The sequence below is a fragment of the Siphonobacter sp. BAB-5385 genome, from assembly GCF_002261125.1.
In the GTDB taxonomy this organism is placed as follows: Bacteria; Bacteroidota; Bacteroidia; order Cytophagales; family Spirosomataceae; genus Siphonobacter.
Genome location: NZ_NMPS01000041.1, coordinates 17311 through 36533 on the forward strand (window position 1 = coordinate 17311; position 19223 = coordinate 36533).

Here is a 19223-nt window from a genome sequence, read left to right on the forward strand (position 1 = left end):
CCTAATACATTTTACCATGCAATTGTTCAGAACGGGGTATTCGCTCGGACTAGTCAACAGTGCCAGTCTTTGTTTACGCCTAGGTTTAGCAGTGGCCATGATCCCCCATGGCTACGAAAAATTAAGTCATTTTGCCGAGCAACAGCATTCCTTTCTGGATTTTTTGGGCCTGGGAAGCACGGTGTCGCTGGTGCTGGCAATCGGAGCGGAGCTCTTTTGCTCGATTGGTTTGATGCTGGGGTTTCTCACCCGTCTGGTGTTGATTCCGCTAGTGATTACCGCCTTGGTTATTGTCTTCGTGGCTCATCAGGGAGACATCGCAGGCGAAGGTTCCGCTGGCTTTTTACTACTCATTGGTTACGTAACCAGCCTGTTGCTGGGCCCTGGCCAATACAGTCTGGATCATCTTATCTCCAGGTACTAAAATACCAATTTAGATAGTCCTCATTACCCGTACCCCATATGCTTGAGTCGATGATAGTCAATAAGAAATGCGTTCTCTTATTCTTTGGATTTTTCTTTCTTCTTGAGACTTCCTGGGGGCAGGCTCAGGGGCCCTATGTACTCACGGGTAAGGTTACGGATGCCAAAACGGGCGAAGGGATTCCTTTTGCCACGATTGGTCTTCAAGGGAAACCTCAGGGAACACAGGCTGATTTTGAAGGGAACTACCGACTCGTAACCAAAGAGTTAGCGGATTCACTTCTCATCACGTCGATTGGCTATCGGACGAAAAGTATGCCCATAACGCGAAACCTTCAACAAACCATCCACGTGCAGCTATCGGCTACCTCCCAGCAGCTTCGGGAGGTAGTCGTTCGGGTCCGGGGTCAGGATCCCGCTTATCGAGTGATGCGGTTGGTGGATGAACATCGCAAGCAGAATGATTTTGCCCAATGGAAAGCCTATCAATGGCAGGCGTACAATCGAATCCAGATTTCGGTAAAGAATCTTTCCGAAACGTTTAAAAAGAGAAAATCATCCGGGACATCTACGAGAAGATAGCCCAGGTTGAATCGTCGCGAACGAACAAGGCGGACGTTGTCATTCCTATTTATTCTTCCGAGTCGGTTTCTACCGTTTTTTCCCGGAAAGATCCCGTTCGGATGAAAGAAGTGATTCATAAAAAATACGCCAAAGGGCTCGGAGTGGCCGACGATGATTTTATCGCCCGGTTAACGGCTTCCGGTTACAATACGATCAACTTCTATCAAAACTGGGTGGGGCTGTTTCGGAAAGAATTTATTTCGCCTGTAGCCAAAACCGGAACTGGCTTTTACACCTATTTCCTGAGTGATACCGTACGGGTAGGTTCACAAGCCTGCTATAAAATTGATTTTGACCCCAAAAACGAGCATGATCTGGCGTTTCGGGGAACGATGTGGATCGACACCACTTCCTACGCTCTGGTCCAAATTGACGCAGCCATTGGGAAGACAGCCAATATTAATTTCATCGACAACATTCTGATTCAGCAGGAATATGAATCAGTAACCCCAAACGAACACACCTGGATACCCCAGCAAACGCAGGTATCCATTGAGGCTTCGGGGCTTTTTGATCAAACCACCGGAATCGTGGTGGGGCTCACGGTCAGTACGAGCGACGCCGTAGTGAATCAGCCCAGGCCCGCTGATTTTTTGATACCCCCGTTGAGATTGCAGCTGATAGCCCTGTCGAGGATCAGGCATTCTGGCAGACCCAGCATCAGCAGCATATGACCAGGGAAGAGCAGCATTCCGTGGCCCTGATCGATACGGTAAGTCAGGTGCCCTCCTTTAAACGGCTGGCCCGCTGGGTTGATTTTGGAATGAATGGGGCTATCTGCCGCTTTCCAAAAGCCTGGAGTTCGGCTCTCTATTTTCCAGCTATGCCTATAACGCCATCGAGCACAACCGGTTCTGGGTAGGGATGCGTACCAGTCCGGGATTTAGTAAAAAGTGGCTAGCGAAAGGTTACCTGGCGTATGGAACGCGTGACCAAATCCTGAAACACGGCTTGGAGGTGACGTTCGTGCCCTCGACCGCTCCATTTACCCGTTTTGGCTTTAAAACGGATTTTGACATCGATCAAATCGGTATTCGTCAGGTAGATATTGGGGACAACCCTTTATTTCGGTTGGCTTCACGGTTCGGAAAGCTGAACGGGGCTTTCTACCAGCGAGACATCCAGTTGTTTTGGCAACGGAACTTTTTGCAGGATTTTACGGGCACGCTCACCCTTCGGCATCGGCGGTTTAATCCCATTTTTGAGTTTCGCCCGCAGGAGTTTATGAATGATCGTATTTCCATTGTAGGACCCTACGATGCCCCCGAAGCAAGCATTGCCCTTCGGTACGTACCCAACCGCCTGCCTACTCGAAACCCCAACCGGATTCGGATCCGTAAGGGAAGTACTTCGCCCAGTATTGGTCTGAACTATACGATAGGACATATCACCGACGCTGAATTAGCTCCTTTAGAGAAGAAACTCGGCGATTATCACATCTTTAAAGCGGACATATCTCATACCCTTCGCCTGGGGGTAATGGGTAAAACGGATTACACGATTGAAGCCCTGTATACGCCTTCGTTACTACCGGTTAATTTACTGAATGTGCATTTGGGCAATGAGACGTTTTTATACGCTAAAAATGCTTTCAACTTAATGAAGTATGCCGAGTTTGCCAGTGATCGGTACGTATCGCTTGCCTTTCATCATTCGTTTGAAGGATTGTTCACCAACCGGGTTCCCTTACTGAATCGATGGAATCTGCGGACGTTTGCGGTGGGTAAAGTACTGGTTGGTGGATTACGCAGGGAAAATGAAACCCTGGTATCGAAATACTTTACCAATGACGAGATTCCGTTATCGCAATTTTACTTACCTAAATCGCTGGGGAATGTGCCCTACGTTGAAGTGGGTTATGGCGTCGATAATATTTTCCGGTTCCTGCGTATCGTAGCCGTTCATCGCCTGACTCACCTGGAGGCCCCGGGAACCAGATCGTTCGGAATTCGGGCAGCGGTGCATGTATCGTTTTAAGCGTTTGATAACCGCTAAAGCAAGGGCATTTTGGGGTGAGACGATGTAATTGCCGGAGCTACTGATGAAATTGAGCTTCGACTTGTGGGAAAAATCGTTTTCAACATTCCGCATTCTATGGAGAATACAGAATGCGAAACTCCTGTTATTTTAAAATTTATCACTGCTTTTATTCCTTCATCTCCTCATGAAGTACTATGTAGAATTTTACGATTCCGTAGAAACCATTCGGCATGCAACTATACAACCTGGTTTAGGAATGATGGAAGTAGAGATAACGCACCCAGTAACAATCGGCCAAACGATAGCTATTGAGTGGACCTTAGACGCCATGCAGAAGTATAAGTGGATTAGCAAACTACCTTCAGGCCCCTATAAGGTTTATAATGTCTTATGTATTCCTGGGGTTAAAGAAATAAAAGTTGAAGTATACCCAGCTGAAAACCAGACCAACAATCACTGATTAAAAGCTACGAATCTGAGCCGCTTGCCTGGTACAATTACTTTTTTGCCATGCATGTACAGGCACTACTATCACAGTAGGAGGAATGCCAGTATTAGATAAAAATTAAGCTATCAAACCTTGCAAGAGGGGTATCAATTTTGACTCCGGATAATCCGTAAGTCTCTCACCTTTTTTCGGGATGAAACTTCAGGTGAAAAGCTCAGCGGTCGCGATTGTTGATCGCTAATAAAAATCCAGTCAGTGCGGGCCTCGTACCAGAAACTGACTAAATTCCCGCCCCTTCACTAAATCGGCCAGATCTGCTTCAAAGTAAATGTTGAAAAACGGGACGATTGTACCCGCATCCGTCCTGGACGCCTTGAGTTCGTTTTTGATCGGTGATTTTGTGTTGACAGCACAAATGTCACCGGGTATTACCGACTCGTGTACAAACCGGAACAAAACGTACCCAATCGGGAATGTACGTAGTGACTATGCATTCACTATGCATCCAATGAAGAAGCCCGCCATTGAATCTTTTTATCCGTATGATAAGGGTTCTGAGCAGGTACTGGCCCCTTGTTTTGACCAGCGGAAGGGGCAGGTTGGTTTGTTTACGGACGAGCGTTTTACGGTGATGGATACCAGCTCTACGGCCCAACCTGGGTCTGCCCGCTGGAACCATCCTAATCAGCTTCCGTTGGTGGAAATGAACTTTGTTCTGGGAGGGTATTTTGGTGGACCTTGAGTAATGCGGTCGTTCCCTACGACTTTAAAAAACAGTGGCAAACGGTTTCTATTCCGCTTTCTTATTTCAAAGCAGGTTCTACGGGTCAACCACTTACGACCGTTAGAACCTACTTACAGGATAATGCCACCGTAAACTCTGCCCTGGCATTTGTTAACTTTTATCAAAACTATCCCAGTGTTCCGCTTGTTCAGTTTCAGCTGTTAATGGCCAATCTTCGATTAGTACCCCTGACACAAACGCTCTAAACCGAGAGGAATTACTTCGGATTTCAGCTGTTACAGAATCTGAAAGCTTTGGCATACAAAAAGTTAACGGATGTTTATAACAAGCCGCAAGGGGGACCTTGCGGCTTGTCAAGCAATCTCTTTCCCAGTGAATGGAATGACTTGTGAAAGGAGAACGTCTTAAAACCATAAAGAACTCCAAGTCCCTGATGAAACATCAAATGTGGGCAATCCGGAATATTGCTGCTAGTTGGCCTGTACGGATGTACAGACTTTATCACTTACCTAAGACACGTTTTCAGTAGTACTTGCAGCAAAAGGCATTATTACCGTTTCCTGAATGGCTCATCGTTTGTAAAAGGTTAGAAAGAAGTTATCGTTGTACTACGAAATTTTGACCAAAACAGCTCATGGGTATTCAGTATTCAGACCATCAACCAGACGAATTGCTTCACCCTTTTGTTTTTACCTTCTGGAAGACCCACAATACGAGTGGTACAGATAGCCACTACACCATCATCCCTGATGCAGGAATCGAGTTGATTTTTTCCATTTTCCCTGAGCAACCCCAACAGGTGACGTTGTTTGGCTTATCAACCCATAGATTGGAGATAAGCATTCCCGATCAAGCGGTCTTCCTGGGCGTTCGGTTTAAACTATTAGCGGTTGAATACCTGCTTCGAACCCGATTGTCTACCAATTCCAGTCTGAAACTGTCCCTGGATTTTGAGTCCCTGGAGCTGAACGCCCATACGCCACTAGCTAGTTTTGCAGACGCCATAAGTGCCCTGCTTCAGCAACAACTCCGTTCTCAAATTATTGATCCCAGAAAACGAAACCTCCTGGCGTTAATAGACCAATGCAAGGGGGCTATCTCGGTTCATGAATTAGCCCTGGAAACGGGCTGGGCTGATCGACAGATAAACCGTTATTTCAAAGCCTGGTTTGGCCTGCCGCTCAAAGCATATCTCGAACAACTGGTCTTTTTCTCTGCTTTACCGCAGATCGGACAAGGTCATTTTTACCCACAGTCCTATTATTATGACCAGTCTCATTTCATCAGACAAACGAAGAAGCATACGGGAACTACACCCAAACAACTTTATCAGCAGCGAGAGGTCCGATTCGTCCAGTTGCGAGGTTTCTGCGATGAATCATTGCACTTGAAAAAGTAGAAGGGTTTTGAAATACGAAAGGCAGCAGTAAACCAGTAATGCGAAAGTACCCATACGCTTGTCAAAGAGGAGGGCCTGCGGGTGGTTGGTGAAAAGGTAAAGGGTTCATGAGTTACTGATTAGACAGAACATGTCATAATTGAAATGGAACCTGTTGAAATGGTGACCGTTCCAAGCCTGAACCTGGAACGGTGGAGTAGGTAATCATTAACGTATTGTATAGTAGTGCTTTGCGGGCGTAGCAGTCACCTCGTCTGACGTTTATTCAAAGGAGGTAGGAATCATACTGATTTCGATCATCAAATGCTCAAAATGAAAGTAAAAACCAAAGGTGTTTCTTATTTTCTTTGGTTCACTCTCAAAGGTCACTTCCAGCCCCTGCAGGCTCTCATAGACAGCTAGTACGGATTCTCGATCAGGTTGATAAAAGCCAATATGAAAATTTTCCGGGTATTGGACGGTTTGCTCCCGGTTCAGACTTGATGACCACAATACCAAGGCAAACGCATCGGTATTGGTCAAGATAGCCATCCTGTCATTTCTATTCGTAAAGCATTTAAACCCTAGCTGATTGACAAATAAGCCGATGGCTTTGGGAATATCGGTGACGACAAGATTAATGTGATTGAGTTTCATGTGATGTATATGTAGAGAAGGGCAGCAAGTTGGCCTCTTATCGGCTCTATACATTGGATAAATCAGACATTCATTCATTGACTATGAAATGAATCGCTGTTCTGTACATGGCAATCACACCAGTCTGAAGCTACGTTGACTAGGGTTCAGGGACATACCAGAATGGAATGGTCGCCAGCTGATCGGCCTCTTTTTTTCGGGGGTCTTGCAATACTACGCTGAGCCGGTTGTGACCTGTTTTAAGATTGCCTGGTACCAACACCGTTTGCCAGCCACTTTGCTCCTGACTCCCGGCTTTGGTAAAGAGTAGGTCAGGTTGGGCATAGGTCGAATCGTTCACAGTGATGCGGATCAGCTTCCTGATTTGCTGACTGCTCCAGATGGCATATTGCTGCGACGTGCCTTACTCGACAGGGTATCGCTCCAGGCTGGTTCGGATACTACCTGTTTGAGCAGGGTGTCGAGTGCTTTGGGATAGGCAATGAACAGGCGTAGGTAAGGTTCCCGAATGACGTCGGACTGGATGGAAGCTCCACCAATAAAGGCACCTTCGGCACGCTGGTTATCATAGGCCGTAGGCTCCATGTAGAGACTATCGATACTGGCCGAGTACAGATGTCGGCTGTTGAAAAGTGACATCTGTCCGCTGGTAGGATCGTTGCTGTATTCGAGCAAGAACACCATAAAAAATATTCCCATAAAAAGGGCTGCCGCCCGAATCAACTTGCTGGGCCGGATATTGCTGTAAAAGGTGTTGGTGATGTAGGAAGAGTGTTTGTATAGACCCATCAACAGGAGCTGCCCTACCTTCGTAAGCCGATAGTGAAGCTGAATGCCCCTGGGGGTCTCTTTGATCTTCTTTTGGTTCAACAAGATAATGGCTAGGTAAAAGGCAACTGCCAGAACGCCCAGAACAACTTTGATTCCAAACCAGACCGTGGCGGGTACGTTAGGCTGAACCACTAGGTAGAATAGTAACCCCAGCAAGTACAACAAGGCTATCACCACGAGCAGGAACACGAACTGAAAAGCAAGGGCAAAGACGATATTGCACCGTTTGTCGAGCCAGAGGATATAGCGGTCGAGTGGGCCCAATTCCTCAGCCATACGTTTCCGGGCATGAGGCGTAGAGAAGGAAATATGGTCGTAGCGGATGCCCGAAGGAAAAACGGCTAGCAATCCTACCAGACCTACCCAAAACGCCCGCATCACAAAATTGGCCAGAAAAGCCGCAAACAAGACATAACAAGTAGCCCGAATCATACTGTAGGCCAGGGAGGGTAAAGTGGCCGCTGGGCCACTGGTGTGAGCCATGTAATTATACCGCAGGTAATTGAACAGCGATTCGAGTAAATCGGGCAATTGCAGGATGGCAAACATGGCCACCCCGGAAATAGCTAATTCGAGGTTCCAGCTTTGGGTGGTTAGCTCACGGAGCTTGTCTTGCTCGTCGGGAGTAAGTTGCGAACCAGGCAAGGAGGAGTTATCGGACATGAATGATGGGCTTGCTGGAAATGTGAGACAAGTAGAATAATCAATCGTTAGGTTAATGTACTAGCCAATATACGGATGAAAAGCTTGTTTTCTTTTAGTCAGAGCCCGATGAAATACACCCATCTATTTGCAAAGACCTACCCGTTCAAAGCATACGAACGCCTTCTCAAACTACGAGAGAATTGCTGAGACATAGATAAGCTTTACTAGCTTCCTGGCAAGTGGGAAAAACTGTACATGACCTTTTAGGCAGAAAAATAGTCTGGTCATCGGGCAAACCGTTCCATTAATCGAATACGTATTTATCAATTGCCAGTTTACTGGTAACTTTACAGTACTGAATCGGTCAGAAGAGTGGCGGCTTTGACGACCGATGACGTCTACTAGGGCCTACCTGCGACGGTAGATAGGTCTTATTTAAGGCCCATCTGCGACGGTAGATGGGCTTTCTTAATTAAGGCCCTAGATCAGGATTTACCCACGATAATAAAAGACGAACCATGATGGAAATACTATCCCAATCAGTAACGCCAATGGCTGTTCAGGACTGCCTGAATGCCCTCATTACCGTTTATGTGGACGGGTATATTTTAGGAATCGAGCAGGCCCCCTGTGATGTTCCTTATCAGTCACGTTTTGAGAATTTAGCCAAACGGGCCGTGAAAGCTCATGAAGCAATTGTAAAGCATCCAGATCTTTTTCAGGAAATCTATGAGGACTTCACACTTGAGTTCAAGCAGTATCGACAGGAAATAGTTAACGTGATAGCCGGTCGGCAGCAGGACAGATAGTGGATTCAGCAAATAAGCTAGAATGTCTTTACTAAAAAAGCCCATGAAAGGGGCTTTTTTAGTAAAGACATTGCAGGTCCAGCCATTCCGTGTAGTACACGGTTGTATGGATCGGATTGTGTAGATTCAAAGACAGGTTTAACACGCATTAAAGTAGATGAACGTTAGTTTCCGACGGTCAAAATATCGTCTTCATCCCGAGCACTGACGGACAATCTATACTTACCTATTGTTGTGAGTGCATCGTCGTTCTAGCGTACCCGCACCAACAACGGCGGGAGTGGTGTAGCTACTGTTGTAGGTACAGTTCAATGGATTATTGGATTTAGAGGAGGTGAAATAATTGCAAATGATTGGCCTACATTTGGATCAATTGCGGTAGGTGGTGCGGTATTTCTCACGCCAGTTGGATGGTGTGTTCTTTGTACGGGTGTGTCAATAGGAATTTCAGTAGGGACGACGGCACGTCCAGAATAAATATATACATTGTGATTGTAACTTTAAAAGTAAATGTAAAATCCTGATCACATTACTATTTTCATCATGAAAACGTATATCAATTTTCTTAGAGATATAAGCGATGGAGCTTTTATAAGTAATGCAAAATATGGAACGAAAATTGGCTTAAAAAAAAGAAACAATATTCAAATTATATTTTGGCTATATCTGTATTATACAGGAATTAGTATTTTAGTATTCGGTCAATTCATACAAGATGAACAAGTAGGTCGCGATATTATGATCTATAATATATCAGGTTTTATACTTCTATATTTAATTTTGGTGTTCCCATTCGTAACGAAATCCGAAGTTCCGTTTTCTAAAATAGCGGAAAAACAACGGAAGTTAAGGATCTACTATACATTTGTTATAACTGGAGTTATTATATTTATAATAGGTATTGTATATGCAGTTTGCCTGAGCAAATGATGTATAAAATTAGATAGTACTATCCTGAATTATCAAAATAAATTTAAAGGATACTAAGTTTAGTATACCCTTCTGAATTGATTCCTTAAAGAGTTTGAATAATTCAGAATTTTATACTTAATTTTTTGATATAAAAATAGTTGTATTTCGAGCGGACAAAAAAATAACTTGTCGATATTATGTATCGAAAATTTTGAATTCAGTACGAGAGCTAGTAATTCAATATTTGCGAAGAGAAAGCCTGGTAGAGATCATGGATTGTTTTTCGATCGCCGCAGCTTGGCTTTAGGTCCATAAAGCTGCTCCCGTTTAAGTGATTCGATACGGTTAGACTCGTCACTATGGTTTTGAGGTAGAAAAATTTGGGAACTATCAGGTTTAACAGTGACTGGTCCATGCATGGTCGAATGTGTACCATCGGGATTCACAATGACTGATCCATGCACGGTTGAATGTGTACCATCAGGATTCACAATAACTGACCCATGTACAGTCGGATACGTACTCGTAAGAGTAGAAGGAGTTTTCGACTTAACAGTGACTAAAGATCCCTGAGTGATAGTAGTTACAACGGTTTTATCACTAGTGGTAGTAGTTATAACGGTTTTAACCCCATTGTGTCCACTTTGAGCCGATAAATCTAAACTAGTAGCTACTTAAAAGAGCTATTAAATTCTATCCGTCACTCAAGCGTGCCTGCTGGCTGTAACCTCTTCCAAGGGTTCATTGGTAAACGCCCTGAAATCATCTTCGTCGGTTACCTAAGTCCATCATCAATCATGCGATTGGCACGCTATGGACTATAAATGGGATCGTCTGAAATACTAAAATCAACCCTATAAAGTAGCAAACGGGAGAAGATTAACCCGCTGAGTGTGCCGGACCGGAATAGTTGGTACGCTTCAGATATCTTTTCTTCTCATGGCTAGCGATCAAAGCTTTGCCCCTTTTGATTGATAGATTTGTAATCTTTAGAATTTGACGGTCGTATTCCTATGCAATTTGAATCACTCATTCATGATTGGTTTATACGTCGTTGAGTTTGAGCAGCATGGGGAAGACCGGGCCCGCTATGGACAAAACCTGATTCCATCCATTGCTACTACGCTGAGTAAACGCGGCCATAAGGGGTTTGCCAAAAGTAACCTCTATAATTACAAGAACTTCTATTTGGCCTATCCGCAGATTTTCCAGACGCTGTCTGGAAAATTAGATTTGTCCAATCACCCTACCATTTACAGATAGGAGCTGAAAAACAGGTTGCTCATACGGATGACTTGCCGTCCGTCGATATCAATCTGATGTTAAATAGGTTAACGTTCTCTCACTTTCTGGAATTGATACGCGTAGATGACTCTTTGAAACGACGATTCTATGAAGTCGAATGCCTGAAAAACAACTGGACGGTAAGGGAGCTCACCCGGGCCATAACTACGCTACTGGCGGAACGAACCGGATTGTCTACCGATAAAGCAGCGGTAATCGGCAGGATGAAGGAAAACCAGCCGGCGGGCTTATCCGATCTGATCCGAAATCCTTACTTACTGGAATTTCTGGGGTTGGAAGAACGCGTTGAATTCTCCGAGAACGATCTGGAAACGGCCATCATCACGCATCTACAGGAATTCTTACTTGAACTGGGACGCGGATTTTGTTTTGAAGCCCGACAGAAACGCATCAGTTTCGATAACCACCATTACCGGATTGATCTGGTTTTTTATCATCGCATTCTTCGGTGTCATGTACTCATTGACCTGAAAATCGGCCGTTTCGACCACGCCGATGCGGGCCAGATGAATGTGTATTTGAACTACTATAAGGCGAATGAAATGATCGAAGGAGACAATCCTCCCGTGGGCATCATACTCTGTGCTGACAAAGATTCAACCCTGGTGGAATACGCTACCAGCGGCATGAGCAACGAGCTATTTGTCTCTACGTACCTGGCACAACTCCCCGATCGGGAAATGCTACTCAATTTTATTCGGCGTGAAACAGGACAAATGCCATCCAATTCTTAGGATCTAGTAATCATTTGTATGTATTCATGGAAGAATTTCGAAGGAAGCAACAATCTCTCTGTGATCGAAGGCTACTTTTTATTTTAAATAGAATACCCTGCGAAAATTCGCAGGGCATTCGGTCATTTATAGACGCGTAATCAAAGCTGTCCAGCCCGTTTGATGGCTCGCTCCTAAACCCCTGGAGGTATCGCCGTCAAAATGTTCATAATACAGAATCAGGTCTTTAAAATAAGGATCTTCCGCGTAGATGACATCTTTGCCGAAACAGGGTCTTAGTCCCTTTTCGTCTGGTCGAAACGCGTGCCATAACCGGGTAGTCAGGAATGCCGCCGCATCGGTTAGATTACCACAATTTTCACTGCCTGCCGGTAACGCTACCTGCACCTGATCCTGGTAATAATTTCCGAATTCTTCCAGCGATTTGACGATGAAGAAATTGAACGGATACCATACCGGACCTCTCCAGTTTGAATTTCCGCCAAACATGTTGGAGTCGGATTCGCCGGGCGTGTACCGAATCTCTTTCGGTTCACCCGCAATTTCCATGGTAAAGGGATCACGATAAGCGGCTGACAACGAGCGAATACCTCCCGGAGCCAAAAATTCGTCCTCTGAAAACAGGAATGAACTTAATTTCTCCAGTTGTTTGGCCGAAAGCAGGGCAAACAGCAGTGATTCCCGCTCGGGATTATCGTTGATAACGCAGTAACAGGGGTTGTCAGAGGCCGTATCCTGAAGATACGTTTTCACTTTCTCATAGAAAGCGGGTAACTTCTCAATCTGTTCGCGTTCAACCGTCATCACGGCAAAAAGATTAGCCAAACCGACCAGCGAACGCAGGGGGATGGTTATTTTTTCTCCGTTGGGAAGGTGCAGTATATCATACGCAAAGCCATTATCGCTGTCGGGATTATCGTCGTCGATCCACAGTTTGGCAATGTTTTCCAGAGCTTTGCTGATATGCAGGTACTGATCAAGGTAGTAACAACTAAGTTGCTCGTAAATCTCAGGTTTTTCCTGAGCCAGCTCCAATGCAATCCGCATCATTGAGAGCGTATAGGCAGCTACCCAGGCCGTAGCATCCGCCTGGTCCAGCGTACCACCGGCGGGTATATCCTCGCTCCGATCGAACAGACTAATGTTATCCAGGCCCAGAAATCCTCCCTGAAACAACCCGTCTTCCACGCCGCTGGCATGATTGATCCACCACTCATAATTGGGCCGCAGGCGATCGAACATGACGGATAAAAATTCGTAGTCTTTCCGACCCGTAAACTCCAGTTCCTGCTTGTAAAAAACCCAGCTAATGGCGGCCCGAAGTGCGGGTTATTATCCGAGAAATTCCATTCGTACGCGGGTAGACGCCCATCGGGAGCCTGGTAACGAGGGTCGGCATGCAGGTAAAGCTGTTGCTTGGCAAACTCCAGATCAATGCTTTCCATGGCGATGGACTGGAACGCCTGATCCCAGGCCGCAAACCACGGATATTCCCATTTGTCAGGCATAATCATGATGTGCTCGGCATTGAGGTGCTGCCAGTCTGAGTTGCGGCCATGCCAGCGTTCACTCGGCGGAATGGGCTGTCCGACATCCCCTTCCAGCCAGCGACGCACATCGTAGTGATAGTATTGTTTCGACCATAAAAGTCCGGCCCAGGCCTGCCGCTTGATGCGGGTATCGTCTTCGGTAAGCCCTTCCGTTAAGGGAGCATAAAAGGCATTGGCTTCCTCGGCTCGCTGATGAAAAATGTTCTCGAAGTCTTCCCCTAAATCCCCCTGTTCATGTTTACTTAGCCGCAGCCGGATTTCCCGGGACTCGCCAGCTCCTAAGGTAAGAGCATACACGGGAGCGGCCTTGGTTCCCGCAGGTTGCTCGGAAAAGGGTTCGTAGTTGCCCGTCGTAACCGCATCGTGAAAGGCGTCTTTTACGAACGGCGAAGTATTGGGCTGATTAAAAACCCGCTCGGTATTGGTTTCGTTTTCGGTGATCAATACGTGCTGAGCTGGCTCAAAGGTCAGATGATACGTACCCAGACGGTGATGCGAAGCCCGAAGCTGCTGGTCATTCACCCGCTCAATCACTGGTTTTTCAGCTTCCACATGAAAAGCCCAGCGATTGCGGAACCAGAGCGTTGGTAACACCTGCAGGGTAGCTTCCTCCGTACCCCGATTATGCACGACGACCCGGATGAGGATGTCCTGAGTCTCATGTTTAGCATAGAAAACCTCTACATCAAAGTAAGACTGGTTCTGGAAAATACCCGTGTCCAGTAACTCAAACTCAGGATCATGCGGACTCCGACTGGCGTTTTCCTGTACTAACGCTTCGTAGGGAAAGGCCGCTTGGGGATATTTATACAGCATCCGCATGTGACTGTGCGTCGGTGTATTGTCCAGGTAATAATACAGTTCCTTGACATCCTCCCCGTGATTACCCTGCTCATTGGAAAGGCCAAACAAACGTTCTTTTAAATACGGATCTTTCCCATTCCAGAGCGACAAAGCAAAACATAACGTCTGAGTTTCGTCAGAAATGCCCGCCAGTCCATCCTCACCCCAGCGGTACACCCGCATTCGGGCGTGATCATGGGGAAAAGAGTCCCAGGCCTCGCCATCGGCCGAGTAGTCTTCCCGAACTGTTCCCCATTGACGCTCACTTAAATAAGGGCCCCATTCATACCAGTTTTCTTCATTGGACCATTGCTTGGATAGCCGGTCCTGTTCAACATTTTGATTCATTAACGAACGTATTAGGAGTGTGGATAATTTATTTGGGTGAGAGATTCTAGTCTGTATAACCGTTTTCTGACTTCAGAAGCATGAAATCATTTCCCACGGCAGTAGTAAAAAGAGGCATTTCTTGCCCTCCTGCCAATCACAATCAGTAGGATAGACGGAATGGTCTTCCACCAAATCTGGCAATAGCTCTTTTTTAGAAGCTGATACTAAGGTATTTACAGGATGCTTTTCCTCAAGACTCAATGTCTGATCGATTGGGATGTTTACAATCAGACCAGTAGCGAACGACCGAATCAAGCTGACGGCCAAATTCTGCTAAATCCGGACTTTTTTCGAAAAAACCCTGAATCGTTAAGTGATACGCTTCTTCCAGTTCTCTTTTAAAGATGGGGTGAGAAAAGAAAACGAAAGGAATCGCTTTGGTCCTAATCGACTGATCTTCATCAAGCTTTTTTCTAAGCTCCATGCCCGTCATGCCACTTAAGTGCACTTCCGAGATAATTAAAAAGGGTTGCAGACTTTTGCTTTGTAAAGCGGCTAATAAGTCTTCGCCGCTTATAAAGAACCGAAGCTGAAGATGTGGAGCAATTTCGCGTAAAAGGTTTTCATAAATGTGACGATCATCTTCGTCATCTTCCAGGATGACCAAAGGGTGGGTGTCAAAAGAAAAGGATTGAGCCATTATAGGCAATAATTTATAGTAGATAGTCTGGTTATCCCTATAAAAACTATGCAAGCCCCCGGTAAAGCGTACGTTTGGGCAGGTGAGGTAACGCGTGTTTAGGTACTAAAACGCAATACTGATCTATCGTATCGTCTCGATTCAGAACATCAGAAATCAGTAAACGCAGCTTCTTAGATTAAAAGTCAAGTAACTAACCAGGGCCGGTCACTACAAGAGCGGCCCTGGTTAGTTACTGACAATTGTCCGTGCGAAGTAGGTTGATCTTTAACGGATAGGGCTCGCTTTTGGAAGAATCCGTTGGTCTGACAGGTAGATAAAGCAAACGATCCGGATTATTGCTGAGAATGGATGATAGAACTAGAACTACAGGCCAATCTTTAGCAACAAACAAGGCATCAAGAGAAGGATACTTACTATGGGGCATCGTATGCATGATCGAATGGTAACGATTACACAGAAAGGCATACGGATGGACATAGCTGTATTTCTTCTATTTAACGTACAGATACTTATAGACAGTGTTTCCAACGAAATAGCTTACGATGGGGTCTTCTTCCATAAAATACCAACGTTCCGTATAGACTATGAAAAGATTCATTTGGGTAAGCTTGGTGATGGCAATGGGTTGCCGTGATCAATCAGACATCATTCGTACACCCAATCAATTGATAGGTACCTGGAGAGCCACCTCTCCTGAAGGCAGGTCCTGGAACCGTTGGACCTTCCACGAGACAGATCTGTATGTCTCTAATGATTCCCTGGCGAATTGCCAACCCGTTCAACAGGGACACGCCATTCTTTGGACGTACACTGCCGAGAGAAGAGCTATTGTAACCACATTTGCCGGACCATCCGCTAGCTGGACACCCACTCAAATCCGGTGGTCCGTTCTCTCATTCAATGCTACTCATTTAATCCTTACTAGTTCGCGGAGAGAAAGACTGGAGCTTGAAAAATGTGAATAGGAACAATCAATCGATACCAGACTTTAGAATTACAGGGTCTTTTTCAGCAAACGCAAACACGTGCCAAAGCTTAGGAAAGGTTCCAGGATGTGTTAGGCACATCCTACGGAATCATTAATTTCGTTTATCTGACACTGATAGTACTTTGAGTAAGGTCTCAACATCAATCGGCTTGGTTAGATGGCCATCTAATCAAACTTCTGTCTATCTTTTCCTGTTCATAGTCCGACGCGGCAACAGTAAACAGTTCTTTTTCCAAGGCTGCTGCCAAACCTCCCGGCAGGTTTCGTAACTTCCAGCTCCGGCCTACTAATGTCTAAAAGAATGACGTCAGGTTTCAATTTTTCAGGGGTTTTTAAACCGGTCTTCCCGCTGGTTTTGCTGTACTAACGTTTGTATGGATTCCGTGGTCTGGCGGGTAAGCTCTACCCGGTTGACGCTCGCCTTTCGAAGTTCGATTTTACCCTGCTGACAGCCAACAGGTCATCCACCATCCGTACCAGGTGCTCGGTCTGGCGAGACATCATTTCTAACACAGACGTAGCCTGGGCATTTGTAGAAGCCGTTAGCGAAAGAGTTTGTAAATCGTTGCGAAGCGTGGTCATGGGGCTACGATCCGCTTCCCTGAGTTCTTCTTCAGCCCGTTTTTAAGCCCATAAAAGTGACATTAACGCCGCAGGAGGCATCCGGGCTTGCTAGTGCAGAAAGGCTCTTTGCTGAAAATCCCTACCTGAAGCCTTTACCCTGGCTGGACGATTATCGATTACCCTTTACGTATGGAGAGCGATTGTTCCATTTTGATTTGCTCCAGAGAACGCTTACAGAAATTGATCAGAGTTAACGTTAAGCAAAGACCTTCTTCCCAGAACCTGAGTGCTGAAAAAGAAGGCCTTTGCATTGGACGGGTGGGTGTGGGTACTGAAGACGGATAATCCCAGGAGAAAACGCGTCTTTGGGTAAGGAATTCGAGGTGGGTTAATTCTTAATAATTCGGAATACCTGCTGCTGCGATCCCTGATTCCAGGAAAGGTATACCAGATAAATACCCGGTTGCAGGGCTTTCAGAGTAACCGGAATCTGGCTGGTGCCTTTGGCCGCTTGCAGACGTTCGCTTTTCAAGAGTAAGCCCTGAGCCGTATACACCCGCAGGTCCAGATCGCTGGCCGCCGTTAATGAACTTTCAAGGGTCAGGATGTCGGTTACGGGATTCGGATAAACATAGACCTGATCCTGCGTAAGCGTACAGGAAGCGTACTGAGCCCGGAAGGATTGCTGCCTTCCATCGACATCCACGGATACTAAACGGTAATAGCCCATGGCGAGTCCTGCTTTGGAAAAGGAATATTGGTGAACATCTTTTTGAAACGGTACGCGGCCCACGTTTTCCCAACTTTTGGAGTCAGAACTATACTGAAGATCGAAATGGCTCACCTGCTGCTCAGCAGCCGTACGCCAGTCAAGCTGAATCTGCTGATTTCGGCATCGGGCGTCGAAACGGACCAGCGTAACGGGTAATGCTTTGGCACTGAAATCGGTTGAGAAGATCGAAAACTCCTGCTGCGTAGCCATCGTCCGGGCAATTGGGTTGAAAACGGTACCTTCCTGAAGTGATCCCTTGTGCGTGACCTGCAAATAGTAGGTTCCTTCGGGCAGGTTATCGACGTAAATCTGCTCAACGTTGTCGACTACATTATCACCACGGGTTGCCGCCGCCGTCGGAGCATCCGGGTTCAATTTCCAGGGAAAAACACCCACCACTGAATGATCGGCTGCGTTGATCAGACGAAGGTCAAGGTCATTGACGAGCATCGGCGTCCGGTTATCCCGCTGAACGGGGGCAACGGGCGTACCCGCGGGGTCCGTCCAGCATAGGGTTGCCTTAAACGGTCCGCCTCCGGTTTTGATTTCTTTTCGGTAAGTTGCTCCATTGCCCAGTACGGCCTCTTCCATGACGCTTTTCAGGTCCGGATTATTAATCACCTGGATCGCTCTTTCCATATTAATCAGGCCCCAGCCGAAGGAGTAGTCGGGGCCCGCAGCGGAACCCGTTTCGTCGGCGGTGTGGATGCCTAACCCTTTGAGTGTGGCCGCTTTCATAAACACACCACCTTTGACATTTTTGTGATGTTGCTGGAGTAGGAACAGGGAGGCCGCCGCACCCGGACTAGCCATGGATGTACCGCTGGAAACTTTGTACAAATTGTCTCCCTGCGAGGAAGCCGAGTTGATACTCACGCCCGGAGCTACCAGATCGGGTTTTACCCGGCCGTCATCGGTAGGTCCGAAACTACTGAAATCAGCGATTTCGACACTGGAAGAATCTTTGTAGCCGTTCGCCAGAATCTTTACCGCCCCGATGGCGACGATGTTTTTGGCATTGGCACTGCCAATCAGAATATCATATTTGATGCCCTCGCTTTCGTCCCGGTCATTACCAGCGGCGTGAAACTGAAGGTAGTATTTGTTGCCATAAGCAATCTGATCGAACTCCCGGCATTCGCTCGTGTACACGCCGAGGGCAATGGAATCTTTGGCGAATTTGGGGCCGTAGGAGTGATTGGAAACTAGCATGCCTGCGGCGGCGGCCGTATTCATTTCCACCTTTTCATCGCTTTGAACTTCGTAGCAGTCAATCCGGGCCTGATGAGCCATCCCTTTCGCATCCGCATTGATGCCCGCGGCAACCATCGTTGCGGCTACGTGAGCGGCGTGATCGGTACCCCCGTTCGCATCGGGCTGGCTAAATAACGGCGTGTCACGCGTGACGGCCCGACCGCCGAATTCCTGATGCGAGGTGCGAACCGGATTGGGTTCCCATACGCCCAATCGCGAACGTTCGGAGCTGACTTCCATGCCCTGACCCTGTAAGTCGAGGCCCAGTCCACCCCCATTCCAGAGTTTATCGGTTTTGATGGATTTCGCCAATCCAATGTTGCTGCGGGTCTTGTAATACAGTGGGTTTCCCGCCGCATCGACAGAATGAAGGTACACGTAAGCCCCCGTAGCATCTACGTACGACTGACGAACATGGGGATGACTTCGCAAATAGGTCTTGATTTCCAGAATCCGGCGATCTTCCGCCGTTCTGAATTCTTTACTTAGTTCCAGCACTCGCAGCTTATCCGATTGAGTAAGCTGCTGGCCCATACTACTCACACTCAGGCCCAGAAAAGTCAGACCAAAAAAGTACAGATGTTTCATCAAAGAAAGGGGATGTAAAAGGTAGGAATTGTTAGGATGAGGATGTGTGAGCGGTAAGCCGGAGCTGGTCCGGACTGGTATCGTTTTAATCTTTATGGTACAAACCTACAGCAGCTCTTTTCTCAAAAACATACCTGCTA

General features: G+C 46.6%; 18 protein-coding genes. 11 read left to right on the forward strand and 7 right to left on the reverse strand.

Translation table 11 applies throughout. The features are described from left to right. Positions 1 to 16 precede the first annotated feature (16 nt). The 8 genes from BWI93_RS03810 to BWI93_RS03850 all read left to right on the forward strand — a co-directional run bounded on the left by BWI93_RS03810 (position 17) and on the right by BWI93_RS03850 (position 5619). Positions 17 to 424: a DoxX family protein gene (locus BWI93_RS03810; RefSeq protein WP_094808832.1), complete on the forward strand. Its 408-nt coding sequence runs from the start codon at positions 17 to 19 to the stop codon at positions 422 to 424. Between the two features lie 38 nt (positions 425 to 462). Continuing rightward, positions 463 to 1005, forward strand: coding sequence for a carboxypeptidase-like regulatory domain-containing protein (locus BWI93_RS03815; RefSeq protein ID WP_094808833.1), 543 nt, complete (start codon positions 463 to 465; stop codon positions 1003 to 1005). Between the two features lie 47 nt (positions 1006 to 1052). Then, the gene (locus tag BWI93_RS03820; protein ID WP_369679094.1) at positions 1053 to 1721 is read left to right on the forward strand and encodes a DUF5686 family protein; all 669 of its coding nucleotides are present in this window, start codon (positions 1053 to 1055) and stop codon (positions 1719 to 1721) included. Between the two features lie 121 nt (positions 1722 to 1842). Continuing rightward, the gene (locus BWI93_RS03830; RefSeq protein ID WP_255157716.1) at positions 1843 to 3024 is read left to right on the forward strand and encodes a DUF5686 family protein; all 1182 of its coding nucleotides are present in this window, start codon (positions 1843 to 1845) and stop codon (positions 3022 to 3024) included. A 187-nt stretch (positions 3025 to 3211) separates the two neighbouring features. Further along, entirely contained in the window at positions 3212 to 3487 is a 276-nt protein-coding gene (locus BWI93_RS03835) for a hypothetical protein (protein ID WP_094808837.1), read from the forward strand. Between the two features lie 496 nt (positions 3488 to 3983). Then, positions 3984 to 4217: a hypothetical protein gene (locus BWI93_RS27390; protein WP_141217343.1), complete on the forward strand. Its 234-nt coding sequence runs from the start codon at positions 3984 to 3986 to the stop codon at positions 4215 to 4217. Next, complete coding sequence (locus tag BWI93_RS29385; protein WP_094808839.1) at positions 4214 to 4465, forward strand: glycan-binding surface protein; 252 nt, start codon at positions 4214 to 4216, stop codon at positions 4463 to 4465. The genes BWI93_RS27390 and BWI93_RS29385 overlap by 4 nt, the downstream gene beginning before the upstream one ends. 389 nt (positions 4466 to 4854) lie before the next feature. After that, positions 4855 to 5619, forward strand: a complete 765-nt coding sequence (locus BWI93_RS03850; RefSeq protein ID WP_094808840.1) for an AraC family transcriptional regulator — start codon at positions 4855 to 4857, stop codon at positions 5617 to 5619. A 261-nt stretch (positions 5620 to 5880) separates the two neighbouring features. On the opposite strand, the gene BWI93_RS03855 is transcribed toward BWI93_RS03850, so the two are convergent. From BWI93_RS03855 to BWI93_RS03860, 3 genes are all read right to left on the reverse strand, one after another. Beyond that, positions 5881 to 6255 carry a VOC family protein gene (locus tag BWI93_RS03855; RefSeq protein ID WP_158242890.1) on the reverse strand — a complete coding sequence of 125 codons (375 nt, stop codon included), beginning with the start codon at positions 6253 to 6255 and terminating at the stop codon, positions 5881 to 5883. Between the two features lie 139 nt (positions 6256 to 6394). Further along, positions 6395 to 6595, reverse strand: coding sequence for a hypothetical protein (locus BWI93_RS28485; RefSeq protein WP_255157710.1), 201 nt, complete (start codon positions 6593 to 6595; stop codon positions 6395 to 6397). Positions 6596 to 6606: 11 nt separating this feature from the next. Continuing rightward, entirely contained in the window at positions 6607 to 7749 is a 1143-nt protein-coding gene (locus tag BWI93_RS03860) for a hypothetical protein (protein WP_255157711.1), read from the reverse strand. 500 nt (positions 7750 to 8249) lie between these two features. Between BWI93_RS03860 and BWI93_RS03865 the strand changes: the two genes are divergently transcribed. The 3 genes from BWI93_RS03865 (at position 8250) to BWI93_RS03880 (ending at position 11491) form a co-directional block, all read left to right on the forward strand. Continuing rightward, on the forward strand, positions 8250 to 8540 hold the full coding sequence (locus BWI93_RS03865) for a hypothetical protein (RefSeq protein WP_094808842.1): 291 nt from the start codon (positions 8250 to 8252) through the stop codon (positions 8538 to 8540). A gap of 1947 nt (positions 8541 to 10487) precedes the next feature. Next, the gene (locus BWI93_RS03875; RefSeq protein WP_094808844.1) at positions 10488 to 10715 is read left to right on the forward strand and encodes a DUF1016 N-terminal domain-containing protein; all 228 of its coding nucleotides are present in this window, start codon (positions 10488 to 10490) and stop codon (positions 10713 to 10715) included. A gap of 113 nt (positions 10716 to 10828) precedes the next feature. Further along, positions 10829 to 11491: a YhcG family protein gene (locus tag BWI93_RS03880; protein WP_255157712.1), complete on the forward strand. Its 663-nt coding sequence runs from the start codon at positions 10829 to 10831 to the stop codon at positions 11489 to 11491. A gap of 1067 nt (positions 11492 to 12558) precedes the next feature. Here BWI93_RS03880 and BWI93_RS28490 read toward each other — a convergent pair. From BWI93_RS28490 to BWI93_RS03900, 4 genes are all read right to left on the reverse strand, one after another. Then, positions 12559 to 14232, reverse strand: a complete 1674-nt coding sequence (locus tag BWI93_RS28490; protein WP_255157713.1) for a hypothetical protein — start codon at positions 14230 to 14232, stop codon at positions 12559 to 12561. Between the two features lie 232 nt (positions 14233 to 14464). Continuing rightward, complete coding sequence (locus BWI93_RS03890) at positions 14465 to 14968, reverse strand: PleD family two-component system response regulator (protein WP_141217345.1); 504 nt, start codon at positions 14966 to 14968, stop codon at positions 14465 to 14467. Positions 14969 to 16307: 1339 nt separating this feature from the next. Then, complete coding sequence (locus tag BWI93_RS27395) at positions 16308 to 16487, reverse strand: hypothetical protein (protein WP_141217346.1); 180 nt, start codon at positions 16485 to 16487, stop codon at positions 16308 to 16310. Positions 16488 to 16857: 370 nt separating this feature from the next. Continuing rightward, positions 16858 to 19083, reverse strand: a complete 2226-nt coding sequence (locus BWI93_RS03900) for a S8 family serine peptidase (RefSeq protein ID WP_094808848.1) — start codon at positions 19081 to 19083, stop codon at positions 16858 to 16860. Positions 19084 to 19223 lie beyond the last annotated feature (140 nt).

Bases quoted from the DNA above. Each gene is read 5' to 3' on its own strand.
- BWI93_RS28490 (WP_255157713.1), bottom strand. From the start codon at position 14,232: ATGAATCAAAATGTTGAACAGGACCGGCTATCCAAGCAATGGTCCAAT.
- BWI93_RS27390 (WP_141217343.1), top strand. From the start codon at position 3,984: ATGAAGAAGCCCGCCATTGAATCTTTTTATCCGTATGATAAGGGTTCT.
- BWI93_RS03810 (WP_094808832.1), top strand. From the start codon at position 17: ATGCAATTGTTCAGAACGGGGTATTCGCTCGGACTAGTCAACAGTGCC.
- BWI93_RS27395 (WP_141217346.1), bottom strand. From the start codon at position 16,487: ATGACCACGCTTCGCAACGATTTACAAACTCTTTCGCTAACGGCTTCT.
- BWI93_RS03900 (WP_094808848.1), bottom strand. From the start codon at position 19,083: ATGAAACATCTGTACTTTTTTGGTCTGACTTTTCTGGGCCTGAGTGTG.
- BWI93_RS03850 (WP_094808840.1), top strand. From the start codon at position 4,855: ATGGGTATTCAGTATTCAGACCATCAACCAGACGAATTGCTTCACCCT.
- BWI93_RS03815 (WP_094808833.1), top strand. From the start codon at position 463: ATGCTTGAGTCGATGATAGTCAATAAGAAATGCGTTCTCTTATTCTTT.
- BWI93_RS03835 (WP_094808837.1), top strand. From the start codon at position 3,212: ATGAAGTACTATGTAGAATTTTACGATTCCGTAGAAACCATTCGGCAT.
- BWI93_RS03865 (WP_094808842.1), top strand. From the start codon at position 8,250: ATGATGGAAATACTATCCCAATCAGTAACGCCAATGGCTGTTCAGGAC.
- BWI93_RS03855 (WP_158242890.1), bottom strand. From the start codon at position 6,255: ATGAAACTCAATCACATTAATCTTGTCGTCACCGATATTCCCAAAGCC.
- BWI93_RS03860 (WP_255157711.1), bottom strand. From the start codon at position 7,749: ATGTCCGATAACTCCTCCTTGCCTGGTTCGCAACTTACTCCCGACGAG.
- BWI93_RS03875 (WP_094808844.1), top strand. From the start codon at position 10,488: ATGATTGGTTTATACGTCGTTGAGTTTGAGCAGCATGGGGAAGACCGG.